At 68.9% G+C, this 22,705-nt stretch carries 25 protein-coding genes; 12 read left to right on the top strand and 13 right to left on the bottom strand.

The features are described 5' to 3' along the window. Nucleotides 1–13: 13 nt before the first annotated feature. The gene (locus AB0D99_RS00655) at nucleotides 14–1,561 is read left to right on the top strand and encodes a long-chain fatty acid--CoA ligase (protein ID WP_362355196.1); all 1,548 of its coding nucleotides are present in this window, start codon (nucleotides 14–16) and stop codon (nucleotides 1,559–1,561) included. After that, complete coding sequence (locus tag AB0D99_RS00650; protein ID WP_362355193.1) at nucleotides 1,558–2,421, top strand: NAD(P)-binding domain-containing protein; 864 nt, start codon at nucleotides 1,558–1,560, stop codon at nucleotides 2,419–2,421. The genes AB0D99_RS00655 and AB0D99_RS00650 overlap by 4 nt, the downstream gene beginning before the upstream one ends. A 27-nt stretch (nucleotides 2,422–2,448) precedes the next feature. On the opposite strand, the gene AB0D99_RS00645 is transcribed toward AB0D99_RS00650, so the two are convergent. Then, a complete protein-coding gene (locus AB0D99_RS00645) occupies nucleotides 2,449–3,678 on the bottom strand; it encodes a helix-turn-helix domain-containing protein (RefSeq protein WP_362355190.1) in 1,230 nt (409 codons plus the stop codon). A gap of 224 nt (nucleotides 3,679–3,902) precedes the next feature. Between AB0D99_RS00645 and AB0D99_RS00640 the strand changes: the two genes are divergently transcribed. From AB0D99_RS00640 to AB0D99_RS00605, 8 genes are all read left to right on the top strand, one after another. Next, nucleotides 3,903–4,316: a nuclear transport factor 2 family protein gene (locus tag AB0D99_RS00640; protein ID WP_362355187.1), complete on the top strand. Its 414-nt coding sequence runs from the start codon at nucleotides 3,903–3,905 to the stop codon at nucleotides 4,314–4,316. 564 nt (nucleotides 4,317–4,880) lie between these two features. Then, a complete protein-coding gene (locus AB0D99_RS00635; protein WP_362355185.1) occupies nucleotides 4,881–6,098 on the top strand; it encodes an acetyl-CoA C-acetyltransferase in 1,218 nt (405 codons plus the stop codon). 11 nt (nucleotides 6,099–6,109) lie between these two features. Beyond that, on the top strand, nucleotides 6,110–6,868 hold the full coding sequence (locus tag AB0D99_RS00630; RefSeq protein ID WP_362355182.1) for an SDR family oxidoreductase: 759 nt from the start codon (nucleotides 6,110–6,112) through the stop codon (nucleotides 6,866–6,868). A gap of 4 nt (nucleotides 6,869–6,872) precedes the next feature. Next, nucleotides 6,873–7,532 (top strand): HAD family phosphatase, encoded by a 660-nt coding sequence (locus AB0D99_RS00625; protein ID WP_362355179.1) that lies wholly within the window; start codon nucleotides 6,873–6,875, stop codon nucleotides 7,530–7,532. Further along, on the top strand, nucleotides 7,529–8,293 hold the full coding sequence (fabG, locus tag AB0D99_RS00620; RefSeq protein ID WP_362355176.1) for a 3-oxoacyl-ACP reductase FabG: 765 nt from the start codon (nucleotides 7,529–7,531) through the stop codon (nucleotides 8,291–8,293). The genes AB0D99_RS00625 and fabG overlap by 4 nt, the downstream gene beginning before the upstream one ends. Beyond that, nucleotides 8,290–8,742, top strand: a complete 453-nt coding sequence (locus AB0D99_RS00615; protein ID WP_362355173.1) for a MaoC family dehydratase — start codon at nucleotides 8,290–8,292, stop codon at nucleotides 8,740–8,742. Before fabG ends, AB0D99_RS00615 begins: the two co-directional genes overlap by 4 nt. Next, nucleotides 8,742–9,767: a phosphotransferase family protein gene (locus tag AB0D99_RS00610; RefSeq protein ID WP_362355170.1), complete on the top strand. Its 1,026-nt coding sequence runs from the start codon at nucleotides 8,742–8,744 to the stop codon at nucleotides 9,765–9,767. The genes AB0D99_RS00615 and AB0D99_RS00610 overlap by 1 nt, the downstream gene beginning before the upstream one ends. After that, nucleotides 9,767–11,002 (top strand): acyl-CoA dehydrogenase family protein, encoded by a 1,236-nt coding sequence (locus tag AB0D99_RS00605; protein WP_362355167.1) that lies wholly within the window; start codon nucleotides 9,767–9,769, stop codon nucleotides 11,000–11,002. The genes AB0D99_RS00610 and AB0D99_RS00605 overlap by 1 nt, the downstream gene beginning before the upstream one ends. Before the next feature lie 1,132 nt (nucleotides 11,003–12,134). Here the strand turns inward: AB0D99_RS00605 and AB0D99_RS00600 are convergent. The 4 genes from AB0D99_RS00600 to AB0D99_RS00585 form a co-directional block, all read right to left on the bottom strand. Beyond that, nucleotides 12,135–12,326 carry a hypothetical protein gene (locus tag AB0D99_RS00600; RefSeq protein WP_362355164.1) on the bottom strand — a complete coding sequence of 64 codons (192 nt, stop codon included), beginning with the start codon at nucleotides 12,324–12,326 and terminating at the stop codon, nucleotides 12,135–12,137. A gap of 354 nt (nucleotides 12,327–12,680) precedes the next feature. After that, nucleotides 12,681–12,971, bottom strand: a complete 291-nt coding sequence (locus AB0D99_RS00595; RefSeq protein WP_362355162.1) for a transposase — start codon at nucleotides 12,969–12,971, stop codon at nucleotides 12,681–12,683. A 153-nt stretch (nucleotides 12,972–13,124) separates the two neighbouring features. Beyond that, a complete protein-coding gene (locus tag AB0D99_RS00590; protein WP_362355159.1) occupies nucleotides 13,125–14,609 on the bottom strand; it encodes an oligopeptide:H+ symporter in 1,485 nt (494 codons plus the stop codon). Then, nucleotides 14,590–14,859: a GMC oxidoreductase gene (locus tag AB0D99_RS00585; protein WP_362355156.1), complete on the bottom strand. Its 270-nt coding sequence runs from the start codon at nucleotides 14,857–14,859 to the stop codon at nucleotides 14,590–14,592. The genes AB0D99_RS00590 and AB0D99_RS00585 overlap by 20 nt, the downstream gene beginning before the upstream one ends. Nucleotides 14,860–15,252: 393 nt before the next feature. Here AB0D99_RS00585 and AB0D99_RS00580 point away from each other — a divergent pair, with 393 nt between their 5' ends. Together AB0D99_RS00580 and AB0D99_RS00575 are read left to right on the top strand one after the other, a co-directional pair. Next, nucleotides 15,253–15,423: a hypothetical protein gene (locus tag AB0D99_RS00580; RefSeq protein ID WP_362355153.1), complete on the top strand. Its 171-nt coding sequence runs from the start codon at nucleotides 15,253–15,255 to the stop codon at nucleotides 15,421–15,423. Between the two features lie 118 nt (nucleotides 15,424–15,541). Beyond that, the gene (locus tag AB0D99_RS00575; RefSeq protein WP_362355150.1) at nucleotides 15,542–16,396 is read left to right on the top strand and encodes a tyrosine-type recombinase/integrase; all 855 of its coding nucleotides are present in this window, start codon (nucleotides 15,542–15,544) and stop codon (nucleotides 16,394–16,396) included. Here AB0D99_RS00575 and AB0D99_RS00570 read toward each other — a convergent pair. The 8 genes from AB0D99_RS00570 to AB0D99_RS00535 are packed head-to-tail and all read right to left on the bottom strand — an operon-like array spanning nucleotide 16,347 to nucleotide 22,702. After that, on the bottom strand, nucleotides 16,347–17,093 hold the full coding sequence (locus AB0D99_RS00570) for a class I SAM-dependent methyltransferase (RefSeq protein ID WP_362355147.1): 747 nt from the start codon (nucleotides 17,091–17,093) through the stop codon (nucleotides 16,347–16,349). The two genes, AB0D99_RS00575 and AB0D99_RS00570, sit on opposite strands and share 50 nt — an antisense overlap. Before the next feature lie 26 nt (nucleotides 17,094–17,119). Beyond that, on the bottom strand, nucleotides 17,120–17,698 hold the full coding sequence (locus AB0D99_RS00565; protein WP_362355144.1) for a class I SAM-dependent methyltransferase: 579 nt from the start codon (nucleotides 17,696–17,698) through the stop codon (nucleotides 17,120–17,122). A 60-nt stretch (nucleotides 17,699–17,758) separates the two neighbouring features. Further along, the gene (locus tag AB0D99_RS00560) at nucleotides 17,759–18,523 is read right to left on the bottom strand and encodes a 3-deoxy-manno-octulosonate cytidylyltransferase (protein WP_362355141.1); all 765 of its coding nucleotides are present in this window, start codon (nucleotides 18,521–18,523) and stop codon (nucleotides 17,759–17,761) included. A gap of 52 nt (nucleotides 18,524–18,575) precedes the next feature. Continuing rightward, the gene (locus AB0D99_RS00555; protein WP_362355138.1) at nucleotides 18,576–19,577 is read right to left on the bottom strand and encodes an NAD-dependent epimerase/dehydratase family protein; all 1,002 of its coding nucleotides are present in this window, start codon (nucleotides 19,575–19,577) and stop codon (nucleotides 18,576–18,578) included. A 35-nt stretch (nucleotides 19,578–19,612) separates the two neighbouring features. Further along, nucleotides 19,613–20,440 (bottom strand): aminoglycoside phosphotransferase family protein, encoded by an 828-nt coding sequence (locus AB0D99_RS00550; RefSeq protein ID WP_362356015.1) that lies wholly within the window; start codon nucleotides 20,438–20,440, stop codon nucleotides 19,613–19,615. 5 nt (nucleotides 20,441–20,445) lie between these two features. After that, entirely contained in the window at nucleotides 20,446–21,102 is a 657-nt protein-coding gene (locus tag AB0D99_RS00545; protein WP_362355135.1) for a histidine phosphatase family protein, read from the bottom strand. After that, nucleotides 21,099–21,860, bottom strand: a complete 762-nt coding sequence (locus tag AB0D99_RS00540) for a phosphotransferase (RefSeq protein WP_362355132.1) — start codon at nucleotides 21,858–21,860, stop codon at nucleotides 21,099–21,101. The genes AB0D99_RS00545 and AB0D99_RS00540 overlap by 4 nt, the downstream gene beginning before the upstream one ends. Then, a complete protein-coding gene (locus AB0D99_RS00535) occupies nucleotides 21,857–22,702 on the bottom strand; it encodes a class I SAM-dependent methyltransferase (RefSeq protein ID WP_362355129.1) in 846 nt (281 codons plus the stop codon). The genes AB0D99_RS00540 and AB0D99_RS00535 overlap by 4 nt, the downstream gene beginning before the upstream one ends. Between the last annotated feature and the right edge of the window lie 3 nt (nucleotides 22,703–22,705).

Below are 22,705 nucleotides of genomic sequence, written 5' to 3'. Positions count from 1 at the left end.
GTCAGGAGCCGCCATGCTGAACCTCTCCGTCCTCCTCGAGGACTCCGCCCGGAACCACCCGGACAGGAACGCGCTGGTGCTGGGCGAGCACCACATGACGTACGCGGAAGTCGACGCCGCGGCGAACCAAGTCGCGAACCTCCTGGTCGAGCGCGGCATCAAGCGGGGCGACAAGATAGCCCTGAGCTGCACGAACAGGCCTGAGTTCGCCGTCGTCTACTACGGCGTCCTCAAGGCGGGAGCGGTCGTCGTACCGTTGAACGTCCTGCTCAAGCAGCGTGAGATCGCCTACCACCTCGCGGACGCCGGTGCGATCGCCTACTTCTGCTTCGAGGGCACGGAGGAGCTTCCGATCGGGCACGAGGGCCGTCGGGCGTTCCACGACCTGGACTCCGTCGACCACTTCTTCCTGATCACTTCCGACCCGGACGCGCCCGCTCCGACCGAGGGTGTGGAGACGCTGAGCGCCGCCCTCGCAGACATGCCGCGGACGTTCGAGTCCGTGGCCACCGAGGCGACCGACACCGCCGTCATCCTCTACACCTCCGGTACGACGGGTCAGGCGAAGGGCGCCGAACTGTCGCACGCGAACACGATGTTCAACGTGCTGACCGTCAACCGGATGCTCCAGAACCGGCCGGCCGCCGACAGCCACGTGGTGTGCCTGCCGCTGTTCCACACCTTCGGTGCCACCGTGCAGATGCACGCCGGCTTCTCGACCGCGGCCACGCTCCACCTGGTGCCCCGCTTCGACCCGGCCCGCGTCGTCCAGCTGATGGCCGAGGAAGAGATCACCTTCTTCGCGGGCGTGCCGACGATGTGGTGGGGACTGTTGCGGGAACTCACCGAAGACATCGATGTCGCCCGCATCGCCGGGAACCTGCGCATCGGCATGTCCGGTGGAGCCTCTCTGCCGGTCGAGATCCTCAAAGAGGTCGACGACCGTCTCGGTGTGAGGATCATCGAGGGATACGGGCTGTCCGAGACCTCGCCGCTCGCGACCATCGGCGACCCGGACGCCCCGCCGCGACCCGGCTCGATCGGCCGGCCGATCTGGGGCGTCGAGCTGAAGCTGCTCGGCCGGGACGGGACCGAGGTCACACGTCCGGGCGAGATCGGCGAGATCGCCGTCCGCGGGCACAACGTGATGAAGGGATACCACGGGCGGCCCGAGGCGACCGCGGAAGCCCTCCGCGACGGATGGCTGCACACCGGTGACCTCGCCCGTAGGGATGAGGACGGCTGGTACTACATCGTCGACCGGTCCAAGGACATGATCATCCGAGGCGGCTTCAACGTGTACCCACGGGAGGTCGAGGAGGTCCTGATGACCCACCCGGCAGTCTCCCTCGCGGCCGTCGTCGGCGTTCCGCACGAGAGCCACGGTGAAGAGGTCAAGGCGTTCGTGATCCTCCACGGAGGCGTCGAGATGACGCCGGCCGAGCTCGTGGAGTGGAGCAGAGAGCAGATGGCCGGCTACAAGTACCCGCGGATCGTAGAGGTCGTCGACTCCCTTCCGACGACCGCCACCGGCAAGATCCTCAAGCGGCAGCTGCGATGAAGCGCGCGCCCAGGTACGACGTCGCCGTACTCGGCTGCGGGTTGATGGGATCGGCACTGGCACGGCGGTTCGCCTCCAGTGGCCTCGCCGTGACGGCCTGGAACCGTACGTCGCGCGGGGCCGAGGAGCTTGCCGCGGACGGCGTCAGGCCGTCCGCGACTGTCGGAGAGGCGGTGGGAGAGGCCGGACTGGTGATCGTCTGCATGTCGGACACCGGGGCGGCCCGCAACGCACTCGCAACGGTGCCGAGCCTCGTGGACGTGACGGTCGTCAACCTCAGCGACGGAACCCGGGACGACGTCGCGGAGCTGGCGCACCGGCTTGGCGAGCAAGGAGCCTCATGCCTTGACGGGGCGACCTTCTGCTATCCCGAGCAGATCGGCGAGCAGAGTGCGATGCTGGTCTTCTCTGGCCCCTCCCGAGCCTGGACGGAGCACAAGTCCACCCTGATGCTGCTGGGTGGCCGTGCACGGCACGTGTCCGAGGACATCACGGGAGCGAAGGCGTTGTACCTGGGAAGCGGCGCCTTCTTCGTGACCGCGCTCACCGGCTTCGTCGAGTCGACGGCCTGTCTGCTGCGCCGCGGTCACACGCTCGAGGAGATCCGGGAAACCACGCTGTACGGCCTCGAACTGCTGGGGCACGCCACACAGGCGGTGGCCTCCTCGATCGCGTCCGGACGCCACGAAACGGACCAGGCAACCGTCCACGTCTTCGCCGATGGAGCCCGAAAGGTCCTCGGGGAGCTGGAGAGCGCCGGCATCGACTCGTCGGTGATGGCAGCGGTGGCGGGGAAGCTCGACGCCACGGAGAGCGCCGGCATGGGGCACCTCGGATACTCCGCGCAGTCACTGCTCTAGGGGGGGGCGAGGCGGGTCGAGCCGCCGTCACTCGTTTCCCTGCAGCTCGACCAGTGCCAGCGCCGCGTCGACGGCGGCAGGGTTGTCTGCGAGCGGGCGCGGAAGCAGTTCGTCCACCCGGTCGAGGCGGCGGTCGATCGTGTTGCGGTGCGCAAACAACCGGTCGGCCGCCTTGGAGGTGTTGAACTGCTCGGCGATGAAGACGCGAACGGTCTCGTGCAACACCCGATCGGCGGTCGCCAGCCCGCCGAGCGTGTCCGTGACGAACTCCCGCGCCTCGGCGAGGTCCTTTGTGAGCAGTGAGATGAGCTGCACGTCCTCGAATCGGACGGCTCGACACTCGGACCGAAGACGGGCGAGCAGCCCCTGGGCGGCGGCTGCGTCGAGATGACTGCGGCGAAAGCCGCGCACATCGCGCGCCGGGCGTCCCAGGACGATGCGCACACTCGGAAGGTCTGTCATGAGCCGATCAAGGTCCACTCGGGAGGGCGTGGAGCTCACCGGCATCCACACCCAGAGGGTCGCCGTCCCCGCGGCGAGGGTCAGGCGGCGCCCGGCACCTGCTGCGCGCATCACCCGTTCGGCTGCCTCTTCGAGGCCGGCGACCTGGTCGTGAGAGTCGCCCCAGATGATCGCCGCCAAGTGGTGTCCGGTGAGGGCGTAGCTGAGCTGGGCCTCGGCCCGCGGACGCGTGATCGGCGCGCCTCGGAGCAGCAACTGGACGGTTGCCAGTCGCTCCCTCTCGGGTCCTTCGGCGAGCTCGGTCCGCGCCTCTTCGATGTACGACGCGACGGCGGCCATCGAGTCGTCGATGAAGGTCGCCAGGGAGTTGCCCGACACCTCGACGAGCTCGCGTAGCTCGTCCTTGTCGTCGGTGGTGTCGAAACAGAACCGCAGCCACTGCGACCAGCCGACTTGCTGGGCGGCTCGCCACGGCTCGACGTCGTTCACGTCCAATCCGCGAAGTGCGAGGTCGCGTGCGTAGTGCCTGGAGTCGGGGATCAACTTCGGCTCGACCCTGCAGCCGGGATCGTCGATGTTGGCGACGAGCCAGTGGGCCAGGGTGGAGGCCGTGAAGAGCTGGTCCGTCCTGGCCAGGAGCGGGTCCTCGGCGAGGGCGCCCTCGCGCAGGCTCCGCTGGCCCGCGGCCCACATCTCATGGGCGATCTCAGTCGAGTGCTCCTGCATCCTGGTTGCTGCGGTACGGAAAAGCTCGCGCACCCGTTGCTGCCGCTGCTCGCCCTCCGCGTTCACCACTGCCTCCCGAACCTTCGCCGAACGACCGGCAAACCCTCTTCGAAGACCAGCCTATGGGGAGATGCGGCGGCCGTCGCGAGTGCAGATTGCACCAGGCCGCCGCCTGGCGTGGTGGTGCTTGGTGTAGGCGGCGGTCTCTTCCGGCGAGCAGGGTGTGCCTCACGCCACCCGCTCGGGCGGTTCCCCCCCGGACGGCCCGCACGTCGTGTCCGTGAAGGAGAAACATGCCCACCTCCAAGCTCGCTCTCTACACGCAGAAGATCCGCGAGATCTGTACCGCCGTCGCTGCGCGCGACCTCGACAAGGTCCTCGGATACTTCGACGACGAGTGCGTCGTCGTCAACGGGGTGGACGGTACTGTGGGTGACAAGTCGGCCCTTCTCCCCGGGTTCGAGGCGATGTTCGCGGCCTTCCCCGACTGGACCCCGCGGGTGGCCACGTCGTTCGTGGAGGGCGACACCGTGGGCGTTCTCTACGAGTGCACGGGGACCGCCGGCGGGTCCGGTCCGACGGTCACGTGGATCGGCACCGGCTACGCCACGTTCGACCCCGAGACGCTGAAGATCGTTCGCGACGTCTACTACATGGACGAGGCAGCCGTGGAGCAGAAGGTCAGCGACGCCGGGGTGGTCGGCTGACCACTCGGGTGGTCGTTGGCCTCTATGGGAGCTCTCGTCTCGGCGGATGGGCCCGGGGACCCGTCGGCTGACGCCGATGCAGCCCATGACGTGCTCGAACCAGGCACAGCCGTGTGATCCCCGTCTAGGCAGACAAGCACGGCCGACTGCGTCGAAGGAGCCAGGGCTTCAGGCCACAGGCCGTCGACGGCACATCGCAGAGACCTCCCTCCGGCCAGCCGTCTGATCCGAACAGAACCGCCTGGACCTGCCCGCGTCGCGAACAGGCCGGAAGGTGCATTGTTCACACCTCTCCTCTCCATGGTGATGAGGAGCTGCCTGGATCGCCGCAGGAAACTCAGCCAGCCTGGGCAGCGCTGCCGAAGCCGTCGCTGCGTCCTGGGCGGCGATGAGGCTCTCGTCGGCACCTCGCGCGACGATGCACGGCTTTCCGCGTCGCCGGCAGTCGACCACGCGTGAGCTGCGTCCCGGCGCGCGGGGTATTCCTGGTGCCGGCCGCTGACGCCCTGAGTTCCGCTGCCGAGAGTGGCGGGTGACCAACCGCTTAGTATCTCTGGAGTAAGCATGCCTGAAGCAGTCATCGTCGCCACCTCACGATCCCCCATAGGCCGCGCCGGCAAAGGCTCCCTCAAGGACATGCGTCCCGATGAACTCGCCGCGCAGATGGTGCGGGCCGCGCTGGCCAAGGTGCCTGAGCTGGACCCTGCCGAGGTCGTCGACCTGATCCTCGGCGTGGGCCAGCCGGCGGGGGAGTCGGGCAACAACCTCGGCCGCGCTGTCGCCGTGCTGGCCGGCATGGACGGTCTCCCGGGTGTCACCGTGAACCGGTACTGCTCGAGCAGCCTGCAGACCACGCGTATGGCGTTCCACGCCATCAAATCGGGCGAAGGGCACGCTTACATCTCCGCCGGCGTCGAAACGGTGAGTCGCTACGCGAACGGCTTCGCGGACAACCCCGAGGGGCAGAGCCCGGCCTTCGCGGAGGCGCAGGTGCGCACCGAGAAACGAACGAGCGGAGGCGCAGAGCCCTGGGTGGACCCGCGGACGGCCGGGGCGCTGCCGGACCTCTACATCGCGATGGGCCAGACCGCGGAGAACGTCGCCCAGACCATCGGCATGTCGCGCCAGGAGCAGGACGCGTTCGCCGTCCGCAGCCAGAATCTGGCATGCCGCCGGATCGAAGAGGGCTTCTGGGTCCGCGAGATCACGCCGGTGACCCTGCCTGACGGTTCCGTCGTCTCGACCGATGACGGGCCGCGCCTCGGCACCACGCTCGAAGGCGTCAGCGGGCTCAAGTCGGTCTTCCGCCCCGACGGCACTGTGACCGCCGGCAACGCCTGCCCGCTCAACGACGGCGCCGCCGCCCTGGTGATCATGAGCGACGTCCGGGCCAGGGAGCTGGGCCTCACCCCGCTCGCCCGGATCGTCTCCACGGCCGTCACCGGCCTCTCCCCAGAGATCATGGGCCTCGGCCCGGTCGAGGCCATCCCGGCCGCCCTGCGCAACGCGGGCATGGGCCTGGACGACATCGACCTGTTCGAGATCAACGAGGCGTTCGCCGTCCAGTCGCTCGGCTCCGCCCAGCTGCTCGGCATCCCGCTGGAGAAGCTCAACGTCAACGGCGGCGCGATCGCCGTCGGCCACCCCTTCGGCATGACCGGTGCCCGCATCACCGCCACCCTCATCAACTCCCTGCAGTGGCACGACAAGCAGTTCGGCGTCGAGTCCATGTGCGTCGGCGGCGGCATGGGCATGGCCATGGTCATCGAGCGGCTGAGCTGAGAGGAGCGGACATGAGCAAGCGTTTCGAGGGCAGGACGGCGATCGTCACCGGTGCGAGCCGCGGCATCGGGCTGGGCATCGCCGAGCGACTGGTCGCCGACGGCGCCCGTGTCGTCATCACCGCACGCAACCGGGAAGCCCTGGACGAAGCGGTCGCCCACCTCGGGGGACCCGACGTGGCGCTGGCCGTTGCGGGCCGTGCCGACGACGGCGACCACCAGGCCGACGTGATCCGACAGACGATCGAGACCTTCGGCAGCGTCGACTTCCTGGTCAACAACACCGGGATCAATCCGGTGTACGGACCGCTCGTCGAGCTCGACCTCGCGGCGGCGCGGAAGATCGTCGAGGTCAACTGCATCGCCGCCGTGTCGTGGGTGCAGCAGGTCCACCGGGCCTGGATGAAGGAGCACGGCGGTGCGATCGTCAACGTCTCCTCGCTCTCAAGTGTCCGCACGGCGCCGGGGATCGGCTTCTACGGTGCGAGCAAGGCGATGCTGAACTCGCTCACCGAGCTCATGGCGGTCGAGCTCGGCCCGGACGTCCGGGTCAACGGCGTCGCGCCGGCGGTGGTGAAGACGAGGTTCGCGACCAAGCTCTACGAAGGACGCGAGGAAGAGGCCGCTGCGGCGTACCCCCTCAAGCGGCTCGGTGAGCCCGAGGACATCGGCAGCGTGGTGGCCTTCCTGCTCTCCGGCGAGGCCGCCTGGCTCACGGGTCAGACCGTACTCGTCGACGGCGGGGTCAGCCTCGCCGGCGTCGTGGAGTGACGCGGTGCGCGAGATCGACGCGGTCCTGTTCGACTACGGAGGTGTGCTCACCGGTCCGGTGAAGCACTCGATCGCCGCCTGGCTCGTCACGGACGCGATCGCACCGGAGTCATTCTCGCGCACGCTGCGGGCGTGGCTGTCCCGCGACGCCGGGGACGGTACGCCGATTCACCGGCTGGAGACCGGGGAGCTCCCGGTCGAGGATTTCGAGACACTGCTCGCCGCCGAACTGCGAACCACCGACGGGCGTCCCGTGACCCCGTCCGGGATCCTCGGACGGATCTTCGCAGGCATGCAGCCAGACTCCGCGATGCTTGGGCTGGCCGAGGAGCTGCGCTCGTACGGCGTGCGGGTCGGCCTGCTCTCCAACAGCTGGGGCAACACCTATCCGCGCCGGAGGCTCGATGCGCTCCTCGACGCGGTCGTGATCTCCGGCGAGGTGGGGCTGCGCAAGCCCCACGCCGCCATCTATGAGCTGGCCCTGGGCCGGCTCGGTGTACCCGCCGACCGGGTGCTTTTCATCGACGATGCCGAGCCCAACGTGCTCGGTGCGCGAAGCGCGGGGCTGCACGCCCTACTGCACGTCGACGCCTGGTCGACCCGCGCCGCGCTCGCCGGACTGGTGCCGGACCTCAACCGTCACTCGACAGGAGTCATCGCATGACCACACCGACCACGCCACGGACCGCGATAGTGACCGGGGCCGCCCGCGGGATCGGCGCCGGCGTCGCGCTGCGCCTCGCCGCCGACGGGTTCGCCGTCGCCGTGCTCGACCTCGACGAGGCTGCCTGCAAGGCGGTCGTCGAGGAGATCGAGACGGCGGGTGGCCGCGGCCTCGCGGTCGGCGTCGACGTCGCCGACGAAGCCGCCGTCCAGGCCGCTGTCGAACGCATCGCAGCACAGCTGGGCGAGCCGACCGTCCTGGTCAACAACGCCGGGATCATCCGCGACAACATGCTGTTCAAGATGAGCGTCGACGAGTGGGACGCGGTGATGAACGTGCACCTGCGCGGCTCGTTCCTGCTGACACGTGCGGTCCAGGGCTACATGACCAAGGCCGGCTGGGGCCGGATCGTGAACCTGTCCAGCACCTCCGCGCTGGGCAACCGCGGCCAGGCGAACTACTCCGCGGCCAAGGCAGGCGTGCAGGGCTTCACCAAGACGCTCGCCCTCGAGCTCGGCAAGTTCGGCGTCACCGCCAACGCGATCGCCCCCGGGTTCATCGAGACCGACATGACCAAGGCCACCGCGGAGCGCATGGGCTACCCCTTCGAGGACTTCAAGGCCGCCATCGTCAAGAACATCCCGGTCGGCCGCGGCGGCCTCCCGGCCGACATCGCGCACGCGGTCTCGTTCTTCGCCGGCGAGGGTACCGGCTTCGTCTCCGGCCAGGTGCTGTACGTCGCCGGAGGGCCGCAGGCATGAAGGTCTTCAACGGCATCGCCGAGCTCGAGAAGGCCGTCGGCACGCACCTCGGCCACTCGGACTGGCACACCATCACCCAGGACCAGATCGACACGTTCGCCGCGGCGACGGGCGACCACCAGTGGATCCACGTCGACCCCGAGAACGCCGCCCAGGGGCCGTTCGGCTCGACCATCGCGCACGGCTTCCTCACCCTGAGCCTGGTACCGATGCTCACCTGGCAGGTGTACACGGTCGAGAGCGTCCAGATGGGCGTCAACTACGGCGCCGACAAGCTCCGCTTCCCCTCGCCGGTGCCGGTCGGCTCACGCGTCCGTGCCGGAGTCGAACTGACGGCGGTCACGCCGAACGCACTCGGCTACCAGGTCGCCACACGAGTGACGATCGAGCGTGACGGCGGCGACAAGCCGGCGTGCGTCGTCGACATGCTTGTCGTGGTGGTGGCGTGATGGTGACGACCGACATGCCCCCCGGCCTCGACCTCGATGCACTCGGAGCATGGTTCGCGGCCGAGATCCCGGACGCCGGTGACCAACTGCAGGCGACGCTGATCGCCGGCGGAAAGTCCAACCTCACCTACGTTGTGACCGACGGCGCGCAGGAGTGGATCGTCCGGCGACCGCCGCTCGGACACGTCCTGGCCACGGCCCACGACATGACCCGCGAGTACCGCGTGATGTCGGCGCTTCAGGACACCGGCGTGCCGGTCCCGCGGACGTACTCCCTGTGCGGGGCCGCCTCGGTCCTGGGGGCCGACTTCTACGTCATGGAGCGGTGCTCCGGCACGCCGTACCGGCGCGCCGCCGAGCTGACGCCGCTTGGTCCGGAACGCACCCGTGCCATCTCCGAGCGGCTGGTGGACACGCTCGCCACGCTGCACGCGGTCGACCCGGCGTCGGTCGGGCTGGGCGACTTCGGCCGGCCCCAGGGCTTCCTCGCACGCCAGGTCGGCCGCTGGAAGAAGCAGCTGGACGCGTCGTGGTCCCGTGACCTGCCGGCAGCCGACGAGCTTCACAGGTTGCTGTCCGTGAACGTTCCGGCCGAGTCCGCCGTCGGCATCGTGCACGGCGACTACCGGCTCGACAACGTGCTCGTCGACGAAGCCGATCAGGTGACCGCCGTCCTCGACTGGGAGATGGCCACTCTGGGCGACCCGCTGACCGACCTGGCACTGATGCTCGTCTACTTCCGCCTCGGGGCCGCAGGCATCAGCGACTTGAGCGACGTCTCCACGGCACCGGGCTTCCTCGACGAGCGCCAGGTGATCGAGCAGTACTCGCGCGGCAGTGACCGCGATCTCTCCGGATTCGGCTTCTACCTCGGCCTCGCCGCGTTCAAGCTCGCCGCGATCCTCGAGGGCATCCACTACCGCCATCTGAACGGACAGACCGTCGGGGCGGGCTTCGACCGCATCGGCGACGCGATCGACCCGCTGCTGGACGCGGGCCTCAGCGCAGTGAAGGGGTACCGCTGATGGACTTCCAGTACGACGCGCGGACCCAAGAGCTGCGCGAGAACCTCCTGGACTTCATGGACAGCCAGGTCCATCCGGCCGAGCCCGTCTTCCACGAGCAGCTGGCGGCGCTCGACGACCCATGGGCCTGGGACTCGGTCCCGGTCCTGAAGGAGTTGAGGGACGCGGCCCGCGCGCGGGGGCTGTGGAACCTCTTCCTCCCTGGCAAGGACGGCGCCGGACTGACGAACCTTCAGTACGCCCCGCTGGCGGAGATCTCCGGTCGCAGCCTGCATCTCGCGCCGCCGGCGATGAACTGCGCGGCGCCGGACACCGGGAACATGGAGGTGCTGCACATGTTCGGCACCCCCGAGCAGAAGGAGCGTTGGCTGCGGCCACTGCTGAACGGCGAGATCCGGTCGGCGTTCGCGATGACGGAGCCGAACGTCGCCTCCTCCGACGCGACCAATATCAGCACCTCGATCGTCCGCGAGGGTGACCACTACGTGCTCAACGGCCGCAAGTGGTGGATCACCGGCGCGATGAACCCCAACGCCCAGATCTTCATCGTCATGGGCAAGACCGACCCCGGCGCTGACCGGCACCGTCAGCAGTCGATGATCCTCGTCGAGCGGAACACCCCCGGTGTCGAGATCCACCGCGGCATGCACGTCCTCGGGTACGACGATCACGAGCACGGCGGGCACGCCGAGCTCTCCTTCACCGACGTACGGGTCCCTGCGGCTCACCTGATCGGCGGCGAGGGCGACGGCTTCGGCATCGCCCAGGCGCGCCTCGGCCCCGGCCGTATCCACCACTGCATGCGCTCGATCGGGATCGCCGAGCGGGCCATCGAGCTGATGTGCGCCCGCGCCGAAGAGCGCGTCGCGTTCGGCAAGCCGCTCGCCGACCAGGGCGTGATCCGCGAGTGGATCGCCGAGTCCCGGGTGCGCGTGGAGCAGCTCCGGCTCCTTGTGCTCAAGACCGCCTGGCTGATGGACACCGTCGGCAACAAGGGGGCGCACACCGAGATCCAGGCCATCAAGATCGCCACCCCGACCACGGTGCAGTGGATCCTCGACAAGGCGATCCAGGTCCACGGCGCGGGCGGGCTGTCTCAGGACTTCCCGCTCGCCATCATGTACGCCGGCATCCGCACGCTGCGTTTCGCCGACGGTCCGGACGAGGTCCACAAGAGTGCCCTCGCGAAGAGCGAGCTCCGACGCCAGGAAGCACGGCGGAAAGCACAGGCATGAGCGCGTGATCCGACAGGTGGCGGCCTTCGCCAGGGGCGGAGGCGGGCGGGTAGTTGGTCGCCGCGCCGGTTGTAGTGGCTGACGGTTGTCCGGTTCTGGTGGAGGGCTCGCCAGTGGTGCTGCTCCAGGTAGTACGCGGGCTCGTGGTGGCCGACGAGGGCGGTGGCGGCGAGCACGCCAGCAAGCGCTGGAAAGGCCAAGCGGATCAGCGGCAGGCGCTCGTCTCCTCCTTCTGCCCGGCTTCTTCCTGCTCTTCACCCTGTTCGGGGGCGGTGCCGGAGCCTGTGTGGTCCTCGGGCGCGAGTGTCTGCCCGGGGCGGGGTGCTGGGCGCGTTGGACGGTCACGAAGGCCAGGCGAGCATCACGCAGGTGACGTGACGGTGCCAGGAGTTCCATCGGCGGACCTGGCGCTGGCCCAGCCCGGTGATCTGTTTCGCCTGCGCGTTGTACTCCTCGATCTTTCAGCACACTCCGGCCCGGCACACGGCTTCCCGCAGCGTGGCCTTGCGGCGGTGCTACACGAGGAAGTATTTGTCGCCGCCTCCTGAACGGCGGGCTGGTATGGCTTGCCGGGTGGGCCGGCCGCCGGCAGCGTGACTTGTACCCCCAGCACGTAGTGCAGGGCACGCTCATGCAGGAAGGTGCACAGGGCGAGTCCCTTGCCGTAGTAGGCGTCGGCGGCGAAGGTGATCTCCTCAGGCCCCCTGGCGTTCCGGGGGCGCTCCACGTCCCCGGCCCGGACGGCGGGCAGCTACAGGCGCCGGTCGATGAAAGTGCGCGGCCCCGGCCGCGCAGGATCCGGTGCGGGGTGGCGTGCCCGGCCTGCTCGGCCATCGTCCAGCCGCAGCCGCACCAGCGGCCTGGACCCCACGCCCGGCCGCCAGATTTTCTTACCGGCGTGCGGGACTGCGCCTCGTGAAAGTCACGATGATCGCGCCGAAGGTCAAGGCGGTAATGGCGTACGAGAGCCAGAGCTGCGGCCGAGCCGTGCCGCGCAGCTCCGCCTGCACCGAGCGGTGCGCGTAACCAGGCGCACCGTGATGCGCCCGGACGGCGATGAGAGTGCAGACGGGGCTTGCCGCGGTCGCCACGGCCACGGCTCAGAAGACGGCGCGCCAGCTGGCTTGATGGCTCAGACGGTTCCCGCGGGGACGCCGACGATGGTGGCGAGGGTGAGGCTCTTCGCGCTCTCGGGCACGAGAATGACAGCGGCGGCGACGAGGCCCCAGAATCCGGCGTAGGCAAGGGCGCTGACGACGCGGGTCGCGAACAGGAGGCCGTAACCGGGTGCGAGCGTGCCCGCGATGTGCGCGACCACGAGCATGGCCTGAAGCCAGACGAGGGCGGTACGGCGGTGAAGGTTAGAGTCGCAACGGCGAGCAGGTGCGCGCCGACGACCACGCCCATGGCGAAGGCCGAGATGAACAGGCTGGCGTGAGGAACCGAAACCCTGAGGTCGGCGGTCATATCGAGAAGCAGCCTTGAGGGCACTCCGCAGGTGTCCTCGCACCGGATCCACCGGTAGCGAGCGCGAGACCCGAAGGACCCGGCATGTCCGCTGAACGCCGAAGGTCCCGGCGAGGGTGGACACGAAGTCCCAGCGGTGGGTGTTCACTTCATGTCCGGCGCGAAATACGCTGCCGCCCCGGTGCAGGATTTCCGGCTCGAGCTCCCATTCCTACTCCGCTGTACGCAGCCGGCCGATCTCCACGCGCAGCCGGGCCAGCCCCTCATCCTGGCCTTCCGCGGTCTGGTCCCCTCGGCCGTGATGGCGGCCCGCCCTTTCGTCGGCCTGGCGCACCCAGCTCCGCAGCGTCTCGCCGATCCCCCCGACATCCGCCGCCACCGGCGCATACGTGCGCTTCCCACCCGCCGCGCGATACAGCGTGACCGCATCGTTCCTGAACTCCACCGGAAACGGAGACTTCCGTCCCTCCAGGACACCCTTCCTCGGATCGACATGATCCATTGTCAGAGTGTCCACACCGCCGGGGGCACCTCAATCGTGTGGTGTGTCCTGTTGTCAGTCACTTTGCGGTAACTTATTGATCACTACGCGATGGTGAGGGTGTGCCGGGCGTATCGGCTGCGCTCTCCCTGGACACCACGATCGCGCCGGGTGTTACAGCGCCAACATGCGCACGATGCGTGGGGCCGTCGATCGGAGCAGGCCAGCGGCCAGGAGGCCGCCGAGCCCGACGAGTAGCAGGTACGGAACCATAGGCATCGTGGTGAAGAGAATGCCGAGGATGCCCGAGATGGCAGCACCCCCACCTATCATCAGCACCGCGAGAGCCGTCAGCCGGCTCCGGAACACCCGGGGCGCGATCCGGGTGACGAGGGAGAACGTGGTGGGGTTGACGAACACCTCGGAGACGCCCACCAGGGCCATCGTCACCAGCACGAGGAACGGTGAGACGGTCTTCCCCTCTCCGGTGGCGACCGGCAGGAGGATCAGGAAGGCTACGGACACGATGACCAGCCCTACGGCGATCTTCGTGGCCGCGCCGAACCGGTCGAAAAGCCCGCGCTTCCAGGTCCGGGCGATCAGAGGCGTCAGCGCGGGGCCGAAGAACCCCACCGAGGCGATCAGCCACGCGGCCGGGATGTCCCACCCGCCCAGCCGAAGGTCGACCCGTGCATCGATGAATATCGCCATCGTGGTGAAGATCTGCAGCAGGACGCCGTAGTAAAGAACCGCCGCGATCCAGAGCGGGATGAACGCCCGGACCCTGACGCGTTCCACATCGGTGGTCTCGCGCGAGGTGAGCACGAACCGGAACAACAGGGCGGCGCACACCACGATGAATCCGCCGGCGTAGTACGTCAGATGTTCGGTGGGGAGCACACCGGTTGCGATTGCGGCCCCCACCAGCGTCGCCGCCGCGACACTGATCACCGCTGGCAGTATCAGCTTCGAGCGCCCGATCGGGTTGGCCACCATCGCCGACTCCGCCGGCATCCGCGAGTAACAGGTGAGGTATTGGACCAGGCCCAGCGCCATGCCCACCGCGGCCACCGCGAACGAGACGTGGAACCCCGCGACGGACTGCGTCCATCCGGTGGCGAAGGGGCCGAGCAGGCCACCCAGGTTGATCGCCGCGAGGAAATAGCCGTAACCCGAGTCCCGCAGCTTCTGATCCTCCGGCAGCAGGTGCCCGACGGTCGCGGTGATGTTGGTCTTGAGCGCACCGGTGCCGACGGCGATCAGAACCAGACCCACCGACAGTCCGGGCACCCCGGGGATGATCCCGAGGGCGATGTGGCCGGCCATGATCGTGGCGGCGCCGATCAGGACCATCGTGCGCGGCGCTATCACGCGGTCCCCGAGCCATCCGCCCGCGAACTGCATGATGTAGACGAAGGCGCCATATGCACCCACGACACCCATCGCGGTGGGTGTGGCGATACCGAGGCCACCGTCGGTGAGCGAGTAGAACAGGTAGAAGCTCAGGATCGCCTGCAGGCCGTAGAAGCTGAACCGCTCCCACACCTCGGTGCCCGCGAGGCTCCAGAACTGGCGCGGCAACCGGAGCGAACTCGACTGCGACGATGACGTCGCCGCGGAGTCGGATTCTCTCGGTTCCTCAGAGGTCTCCTGCGTCATTTCTCTCCTTCTTACACTGGGGTCTGCTGGTCACCGGCGATCTCCACCCGGTGTTCCATCGCACGCAGCGCGAACACGGGGATGGCCAACGTCGGGTTGAGCGAGGACGAGGTACGAAGGCACTGCCTTCGAAGACGAACAGGTTCGGCACGTCGTGCCAGCGCACGAAGCCGTCCACCACCGAGGTCGTCGGATCGTCGCTGCAGCGGGCTGTGCCAAGTAGGTGCCGGCTGGGACGTTCGCCGCGCATCCCGATCTGCGCCCCCCGGGTCGGGGGCCTCTCGTCGGCGGCGAAGTCGCGATGACCACGATCGGTCGCCTGGTGGGGCCCGGGCTAGGTGAATTCGGCGCAGGATCGGCGCCGGGACGGTGCAAGGTGCCACGCCGCCGCCGCTCGCGCAGGCTTGATCGTGCGAGCCTGCACTGAGTGCGAGGCGCGAAAACGGCAGGTTGTCTCACGTGGTGATGGTGTGGGCTACCGCATGATGTCTCTATTTGGCGTTGCCGCAGGTCAGGGGCATCATGTGCCCCCTCCGGTCAGCAAATGGTCAGCACGCGTCCCAACCGTGTCCCCGCTTGCTGACCTTCGACCCGCAGTGGGCGCCTGAGCATAATTCTTGGGCTGGATCGGATGGTTCGTCACATGGCCCGACAGCTCGCCCGCGGCATGGGTTCCTTCTTCCAGGACTGCGGCTGCGCCAAGCCCACCCGCTGCCCGCACCCGTACTCGATCCGTTTCCGGGACGCGCTCGGCAAGCAGCGCGAGGAATCTGGATACGACACGCAGGACGACGCGATCGAACGCCTCACGTAGCTCTACGCGGAGAAGAAGACCACGACACCGTCCGCCGTCCGTGGCGGCGGCCCGCCGCGAACTGGGCCAGCAGACGGTGGAGGAGTACACGAAGCAGTGACGGCCTCGGCAGCGCAGGATGACGGAGTACTCCACGGGCGAGCACATCGACAGCTCGATCAACGTGCACATCGTCCCCCGCCTGGGATCGCGCAAGCTGAACTCGGTCACGCCGATCGTGGTCGAGCGGTTCCTGGACGAGATGGAGAGTGACGGGGTTGGCCGAGGGAACCAGGTGAACATATTCCGGGTCCTCAAGACCATCTTGCGGGACGCGTACACCAAGGGGGCCATGGCGGACGACCCGGTGAAGGGGGTTCAGGGACCGGAATACGTGCGCGAGCAGGTGACGATCCCGTCGCTTGACTACGTGAAAAGGGCGCTGCTTGTCGCCGACGAGGACCTGGCGCTGGAGATCGTCATGATGGCGGGATGCGGCCTGCGAAACGGCGAGGCGCGGGCGGTGAACGTCAACAACGTCGTGGCGCAGGACGCCTACCGGGTGCGCGAGCAGATCCACTCCAACACGCTGAGGCCGGCGAAGCTGAAGCACCGCAAGGTGGGTGAGTTCCGGGAGGTGCCCCTGCCACGGTCGGTCCGGGAGGCGATCGAGCGCTACGAGGAGAAGCACGGCACCACGAAGGACGGCTACCTGCTGCGCGGCCCGGGCGGCTACTTCACTGAAGGCATGGAGCGGCGCAGGGTGAAGAAGCTCTTCGTGGACCTCCCGCCGGAGGAAGGGGTCGGGATGTACGGCTTCCGGCACTACTTCGCCTCGAACGCTCTCGGTGGTGGCATCCCCATCACCGACGTGGCGGAGTGGATGAGTCACAAGTCCATCGAGGAGACGTACCGGACCTACCGGCACCTGATGCCGGGCAGCATCACCAAGGCTGCTCGGATCCTGGACGCCGGCCTCTGGGCAGCGGCCTGAGGTGTTCCCCTTCCCGGACGGGGCGGCGGGCCGTGTACAGCCGGTACGACAGCGGCTGTCCGGCATCGAGGCAATCGATGGTCGAGACAGTCTCCACGGTGAGCCCGTGCGCGACGATGAGGTCCTCCCACAGCTGGGGTTTGAGGACCCACATGTGGACGGTGTGGTCCTCGGTGGTGCCGGGCAGTCGAAGGATCTCCGGGCGTGGTGCGACGGTGGACGAGGGGCCAGCCGAGTTGGTGTGCAGCGCGCTGAACAGCAGGCGGCCTCCGGGCCGGAGGGCATTGGATAGTGCGCGCAGGAGTCGGTTCGGGTCCATGAAGGGGACGCCGCCGATGGAGTAGATCAGGTCGTAGGGGTCGGCGCGTTGCAGGTGGGTGGCGGCATCCGCGCATATCAGTCGGAGGCCCGGCGTGGCCGGGTACCGGGCGAGGGCGCGCTGGTGCTGGGTGGGTGCGGCTTCGAGGGCGGTGACCTTGGCGCCCAGGGAAGCCAGGAAGGCGGCCTGCCGACCGAGGCCGCTGCCGAGGTCGAGCGCGCGCAACCCTTTCAGGCCTCCAAATACCTCGACTCCGGGCCCGGCGCCGGGGATGTCCCATGCCCACCCGTCCAGTTCCGGCAGATCGACATCGCGAGCCAGCTGGTGTGCGCCGTAGGTCGTCCGCACTTCCTTATTGCGCTGCTCGGCGTTCGTCATTCAGCGTCTCCGGCGGGTTGAGGCGGTCAGGGACGGAGGGCGTAGCAGCGAAGGACATCGAGATCGGCCGCTTGTACGCGGGACCACCCGGCCGAGAGCGTCTCGGCCTCCGATAGCGTGATGCCCAGGTCCTGGAGGCGGTGACTGTGCTGGCGGCGGCCGGCGATCTCGGTGACCACCCAGAAGGTTCCGCCGGGTGCGAGGAGTCGCCGGATGCGGTCGAGGAAGGCCGGCTTGTCGTCCATCCACCGGTAGACCAGGCGGCAGGTGATGACCGCGTACGCCGGCTCCGGCAGGGCCGTGAGGTCGCCGGTGGTGATGTCCAGACACTGCCACACCGGCCCGAGCCCGGGCCCCGGGCTCCGGGAGGCGGCGAGGGCGACGGCACTGGGCGAGCAGTCGATGCCCGTGGTGCGGTAGCCGAGACCATGGAGGTGGCGGGCCAGGGCCCCGTCGCCGCTCCCGACGTCGAGGGCGGCGCGTCCGCGACCGGGTCCGAGGTGCCTGGCCAGTAGCCGTGTCTCGGCGTCGTCGAGTTGCCGGTACCGCCGGCCCTGGGCCCACAACGGCTCCCAGTAGTCGACGGTGGAGGTCATCTCGGTCATAGGACTCCTTGGGGCGTGGGCGGCACAGTGCAATAACTGCCGCGACGGGAACCGAGTCAGTCATGGAAGCTGCCGGGAACGGAGGAACCGGCTGGCCCTGGCAAGGTCCTCTGGAGTGTCGACCGCCAGCCCGTCGTCCACGACGGAGAGCATCCGTACACGGTGCCCGTGTTCGACGAAGCGCAGCATCTCCACGCCCTCGGTTCGCTCCAGCGGCCCGTGCGGGAGTTGTCGGAACAGTCTGAGGGCGGTTCCGGTAAAGCCGTAGAGCCCGAGCTGCCGCAGGTATCTCGGTCGGTCGCCCCGCGGATAGGGGATGGGCTGGCGGGAGAACATCAGGGCGTTGCGATCTGCGTCGACGACGACCTTCACGACGTTGTGGTCCAGGACCGCGCCGGCGTCGTCCAACTCCGCGTACGCGTTCACCGCGAGTGTGCCCGGCTCCAGGCGCTCCAGGGCCTCGGAGACCGCATCGATCGCGGCGGGGGAGATGAACGGTTCGTCACCCTGCACGTTGATGTACGCGTCGGCGCTGAGGCGCTGCGCGCACTCCGCGACGCGGTCGGTCCCGGTGGGGTGTTCTCCCGTGCGCATGCACTCGATGCCCAGGTCGCGGCACGCCTCCTCGATGCGTTCGTCGTCGGTGGCGACCACCACGCTGTCGAGGCGCTTTGCCTCTAGGCAGCGCTGATGAACGTGCCAGAACAGCGGCCTGTTCCCGAGCTGGGCCAGGGGCTTGCCGGGAAACCGGGAGGCGCCCCAGCGGCAGGGGATGACCGCTATGTGTCGGCGTGAGGGGGTGCGTGGGGACGCGGTGGCAGCCACGGTGCTCCTGTCGGTGAGTATCGAGCGTGGGGGCGAAGTCGTGTGCAGCCCGCTATGCCGCGTGGCCATACGCGGCGGAACCGGCAGCCAGCGCCTGCATGTGGGCTCGCATACCGGTGTGGAGGTCGATCTGGGGCCGCCAGCCGAGGACCTCGTGGGCGCGGCCGGGGTTGGCGCGGGTGGTGAGGACGTCGCCGCTGCGCGGGTTCTCCTGGTGGAGCTGGATCTCGCGCCCGGAGAGGCTGTTCGCGATGTTGATCACTTCGAGCAGGGAGGCGCTCGAACCGCCCCCGACGTTGATCACCCCGCTGGCCGTCGGGATGGTGGCCGCGGCCACCGTGGCGATCACCGCGTCGTCGACGTACGTGAAGTCCCGGCGCTGGTGCCCGTCCCCGTACAGACGCAGTGGCCGGCCGGTCAAGGCCGCCGTGAGCGCGCGGTGCGTGAACATGTCCTGGCGCTGGCGAGGGCCGTAGACGGTGAAGTACCGCAGGGCGACGACGCTGGTGGGGCAGTGCGCCTGTGTGGAGTGCGCGAGACAAAGCTGCTCCTCGGCGAGCTTCGTGACCGCGTACGGGGATGCGGGCTGGGGCCGATCGGTCTCGATGCTCGCACCGCCGTCGGTGGGCCCGTAGACGCTGGAGGAGGAGGCCACTACGAGTCGCGGTACGCCCATCCGGGAGGTGGCTTCCATGACGCGGTGGGTGGCGAGGACGTTCGAGGCGACGTACTCGCTGAACTTCGGCCCCCACGAAGGGCGTACCCCAGGGATGCCCGCCAGGTGGAAGACGGCGTTCGCCTCCACGAGAAGCGGCTCGATCGCGCAGCTGAGGAGGTCGGCGGTGACGTGCATGTACCCCGGGAGCCCCTGCAGGACGGAGAGGTTGGCCGCGGCCGTGGGGTCGGTGGCCGGGCCGCGCCGGTCGACGCCGATGACGACGGCGCCCGCTTGGACGAGGGCGTGCGCGAGGTGGGAGCCGATGAAGCCGGCGGCACCGGTCACCACGGCCCGGCGGGGCACGGCGGCGGTCAGGTGTGATGGGTGATGCGACACGGGGATCTCCAGGATTTCCGGCGAGGGCGTGGTTTTCAGGTGAGGCGGGCCAGAACGGTGCGGCCGTGGGTACTGAGCGAGAGGTCGTCCTGCTCGTGCCCGCGGACCAGGGCGGTGACGGCCTCGATCGCGCCGAAGGACTCCAGCAGCCGCTGTTCGGTGTCATTCAGTGGCTGTCCGTATCCGGCGAAGAACGCTGTCCGGAGGCTCGGGACGGCCTGCCAGCGGCGGAACTCGAGCCGGGTGAAGTCGCGGATGCGGGCGTCGCGGCGCACGTGCTCGAAGTCGCACAGCCCGAAAGCGTCGCCGATGAGCCAATTCCGAGGCTGGTAGTCGAGGTGGCACACGGCGCTGTCCATGAGCGTGTTCGCCAGGACGTCCGCGTTGTGGTTCAGGCGGTCGCGTTCGACCTTGGAGATGAGATCGGCCCGGTCTGCGCGGGCGATCCAGTCGCGCAGCCGCTGGGCGAGTTCCGTGCCGACGGCGCCGGTACGCGGCGCCGAGGTGGCATGGTGCAGCTTGCCCAGCACGCGCCCGGCCTCGTAGTGGGCCTGCTCCTCCTCGGGCGACCCCGGTGCGACCGTGTCTGCCCGTACGCCGGGGACAGCGGTGAGCAGCAGGGTGCACGTCCGATCGTGGCGGCCGACCACGCGGGGGACATGGCCGATCAAGCGAGATCCCCAGGCGAGGTAGGCGTGCAACTCGCGGGTGTACCGGTCGCGTTCGCTGTGCTGCTTGGCGAAGAACTCGTCGCCGTCGGTGTTGACCAGACGCATGACGCGGGACGGGAGCGTCGGATCGTGCACGACACAGACCTCTCCGAGGGCGCCTCGGGCCAGGTTCAGACGCGGGTCGTCGCACATCGTTATCACGAGGCGGCCTCCTGCGTTAAGGCGGCCAGGTGCTCGGTGTCGTTATGCCGGTCGAGCATCCACCGTCTCTGTCCGAGGCGGTTGCGGTGGTGCTGCCAGCGGGTGACGGACGCGTGCGAGACCGTGAATCCGGCCGAAGAACCGGGCGGGATCCCCAGGAGCAGGGTGTGCGCAACGAGCACGGTCTCGCCGTGCGCGGCGAACAGGATGCGGTCACCCTCGTGCTGCTCGATGAGCCCCTGCAGGAGGCGGCCGGCGCGTTCCAGGTATCCGTTCCAGGTGTCGGATCCGGCTGCCCACGGCTTGTCAGGGTGGGCGTGAGGCCCACCGTCGGCGGCGGCCTTCACGTCGGTCCAGGGCAGACCGTCGGCGGCGCCGTGGACGGGGCCGTCGAGACGGTCGTCCGTGTGCAGAGGGAGCCGAAGGGCCTGGCTGATGATCTCGGCGGTCTGGCGCAGTCGGATGCGCGGGCTGGCGTGCAAAGCGTCGAAGGGCTTGGCGCGGTGCTCGGCGGCGAGGCGGAGCGCGACCCGTTCGACCTGGTCGTATCCGAGGTTGGTCAGTCCGGTGCAGGTGCGGGGGCCGCCGACGAGGCCGTCGATGTTGCACTGGGCCTCGCCGTGGCGGACGAAGACGAGTTCGGTTGTGATCATGGGGATCCTTGGGGGCGGTGTCGGGAGGGCCAGCTGTGGAGGTAGCCGTTGCGCCCGGCGTACGGAGCGGTCAGGACGGCGTGCAGGGTGAGGAAGTCGTTGAGCCGCCGGCGATCCGTGGTGGCGAGTCGGGGGTCGTGGCGCTCGGCCGCCTCGTTGTACGTGCGCAGTGCGGAGTCGATGGCCGGGGTGGGCAGAGGCCCGTACATCAGGATGAGCGTCGCGATCAGCTTCGCCAGGTCGTACCCCATCGGCGCCAGCGTGAGGTCGTCGGCGTCGACCGTGTAGACGTCGCCGGCTTCGGTAATGAGGAAGTTCCGGGGATTGCTGTCCTTGTAGAACGCAGTCGGCCCCTCGGCGGTCTTCTCCAGCAGCGTCAGCATCGCGTGGAGGGCGTCCCGGTCCGCCAGGTACCCCTGCTCCAGTCTTCTTCGCAGCGCGGCCTGCCGAGGCCCGGTGTAGTCACCGAAGGCGATGCCGTCCCGGAAGCGGTGCGGCGTGTTCAGAGAGGCCGGCCGGAGGTCCGTGGTCCACGCGGCGCCGTGGGCGTCGCCCAACAGCGCGGCCAGGGCCAGCAGGTCCTCGGGCCGAGCCGGGCGGCCGTCGATCCATTCGTACGTCAGGCTCGTCGGCCCGACCACGGTCAGCGCCGGCAGCCGCAGCGGCCGTGCGTGCTCGGCGAGCCAGGCGTGATGGCGGGCTGCCGCGGCCACCAGGCCAGGCGCCTCGAAGCGCTTGGTGAAATACCGGAGCCTCACTGCCGTCCTCCCCGCGACTGGGCGAGCACGAAGGTGACGAGGGACTTGGTGGTGAGGGGCCGGTCCGGCAGCAGCTCGTGCAGGGTCGTGGCGAGCGCGGCCGCGTCGCTGTAGACGCCGGGGGCCAGGTCGTACTTCGGGTTGGTGGCGAGGTATTCGGCGACGTGGTCGTGGCCGTCGAAGGTGAAGGTGTGCTCTTCGTGCTCCACCGCGAGTACGTCGAGCGACACGGCGACCAGGTCGGCGAGGTTGCCGCTGTGCGCCGAGACGTACAGGCTCTCGTGCTGCTCTGCTGCTGGATCGAGGCCGGCGGCAGCGACGAGCTGGTCCATCTCCCGGTAGCTGTCGAGGCTCTTCGTGACGAACACGGCCAGACCGCCGGGAACGAGCGCCCGGCCGATCTCCGCGACCACGGACCGCGGACGCGGCGAGTGATACAGGCAGAACGCTGCGACGACGACATCGCACGACCCGGCGGACACAGGGAGATGGTGGAAGTCGCCCTGATGGAAGGTCACCGGGAGATCGGGTAGTCGCCGGGCGCGCTGACGTGCCTGCTCAAGCAGGGCCGGTGCGGCGTCGAGGCCGACGACGTGCCGGGGGCGGAGGTCCTCGGCGAGGGTCAGGCTGCTCGTGCCTCGACCGCAGCCGAGGTCCAGGACCAAGCCGAGGCGATCCGGTCGCTCGTGGTGGTGGCGCACCAGCCCGACGATTGTGTCCGGTACCGGGTGCCCGGAGGTCTTCGCCCGCATCAGCGCGCTGGACCGGCTTGCCAGCCGGGAGTCGTCCCCGTACAGCTCCGCCTGCCGCAACGGGTCCAGGAACGGGTTGATGCCGCTCACGCC

This window comes from Streptomyces sp. NPDC047971 (genome assembly GCF_040653355.1).
Classification (GTDB): Bacteria; Actinomycetota; Actinomycetes; order Streptomycetales; family Streptomycetaceae; genus Streptomyces.
Note: the sequence above shows the minus strand (reverse complement) of the source record. Positions and strands in the feature narration are given on the sequence as shown.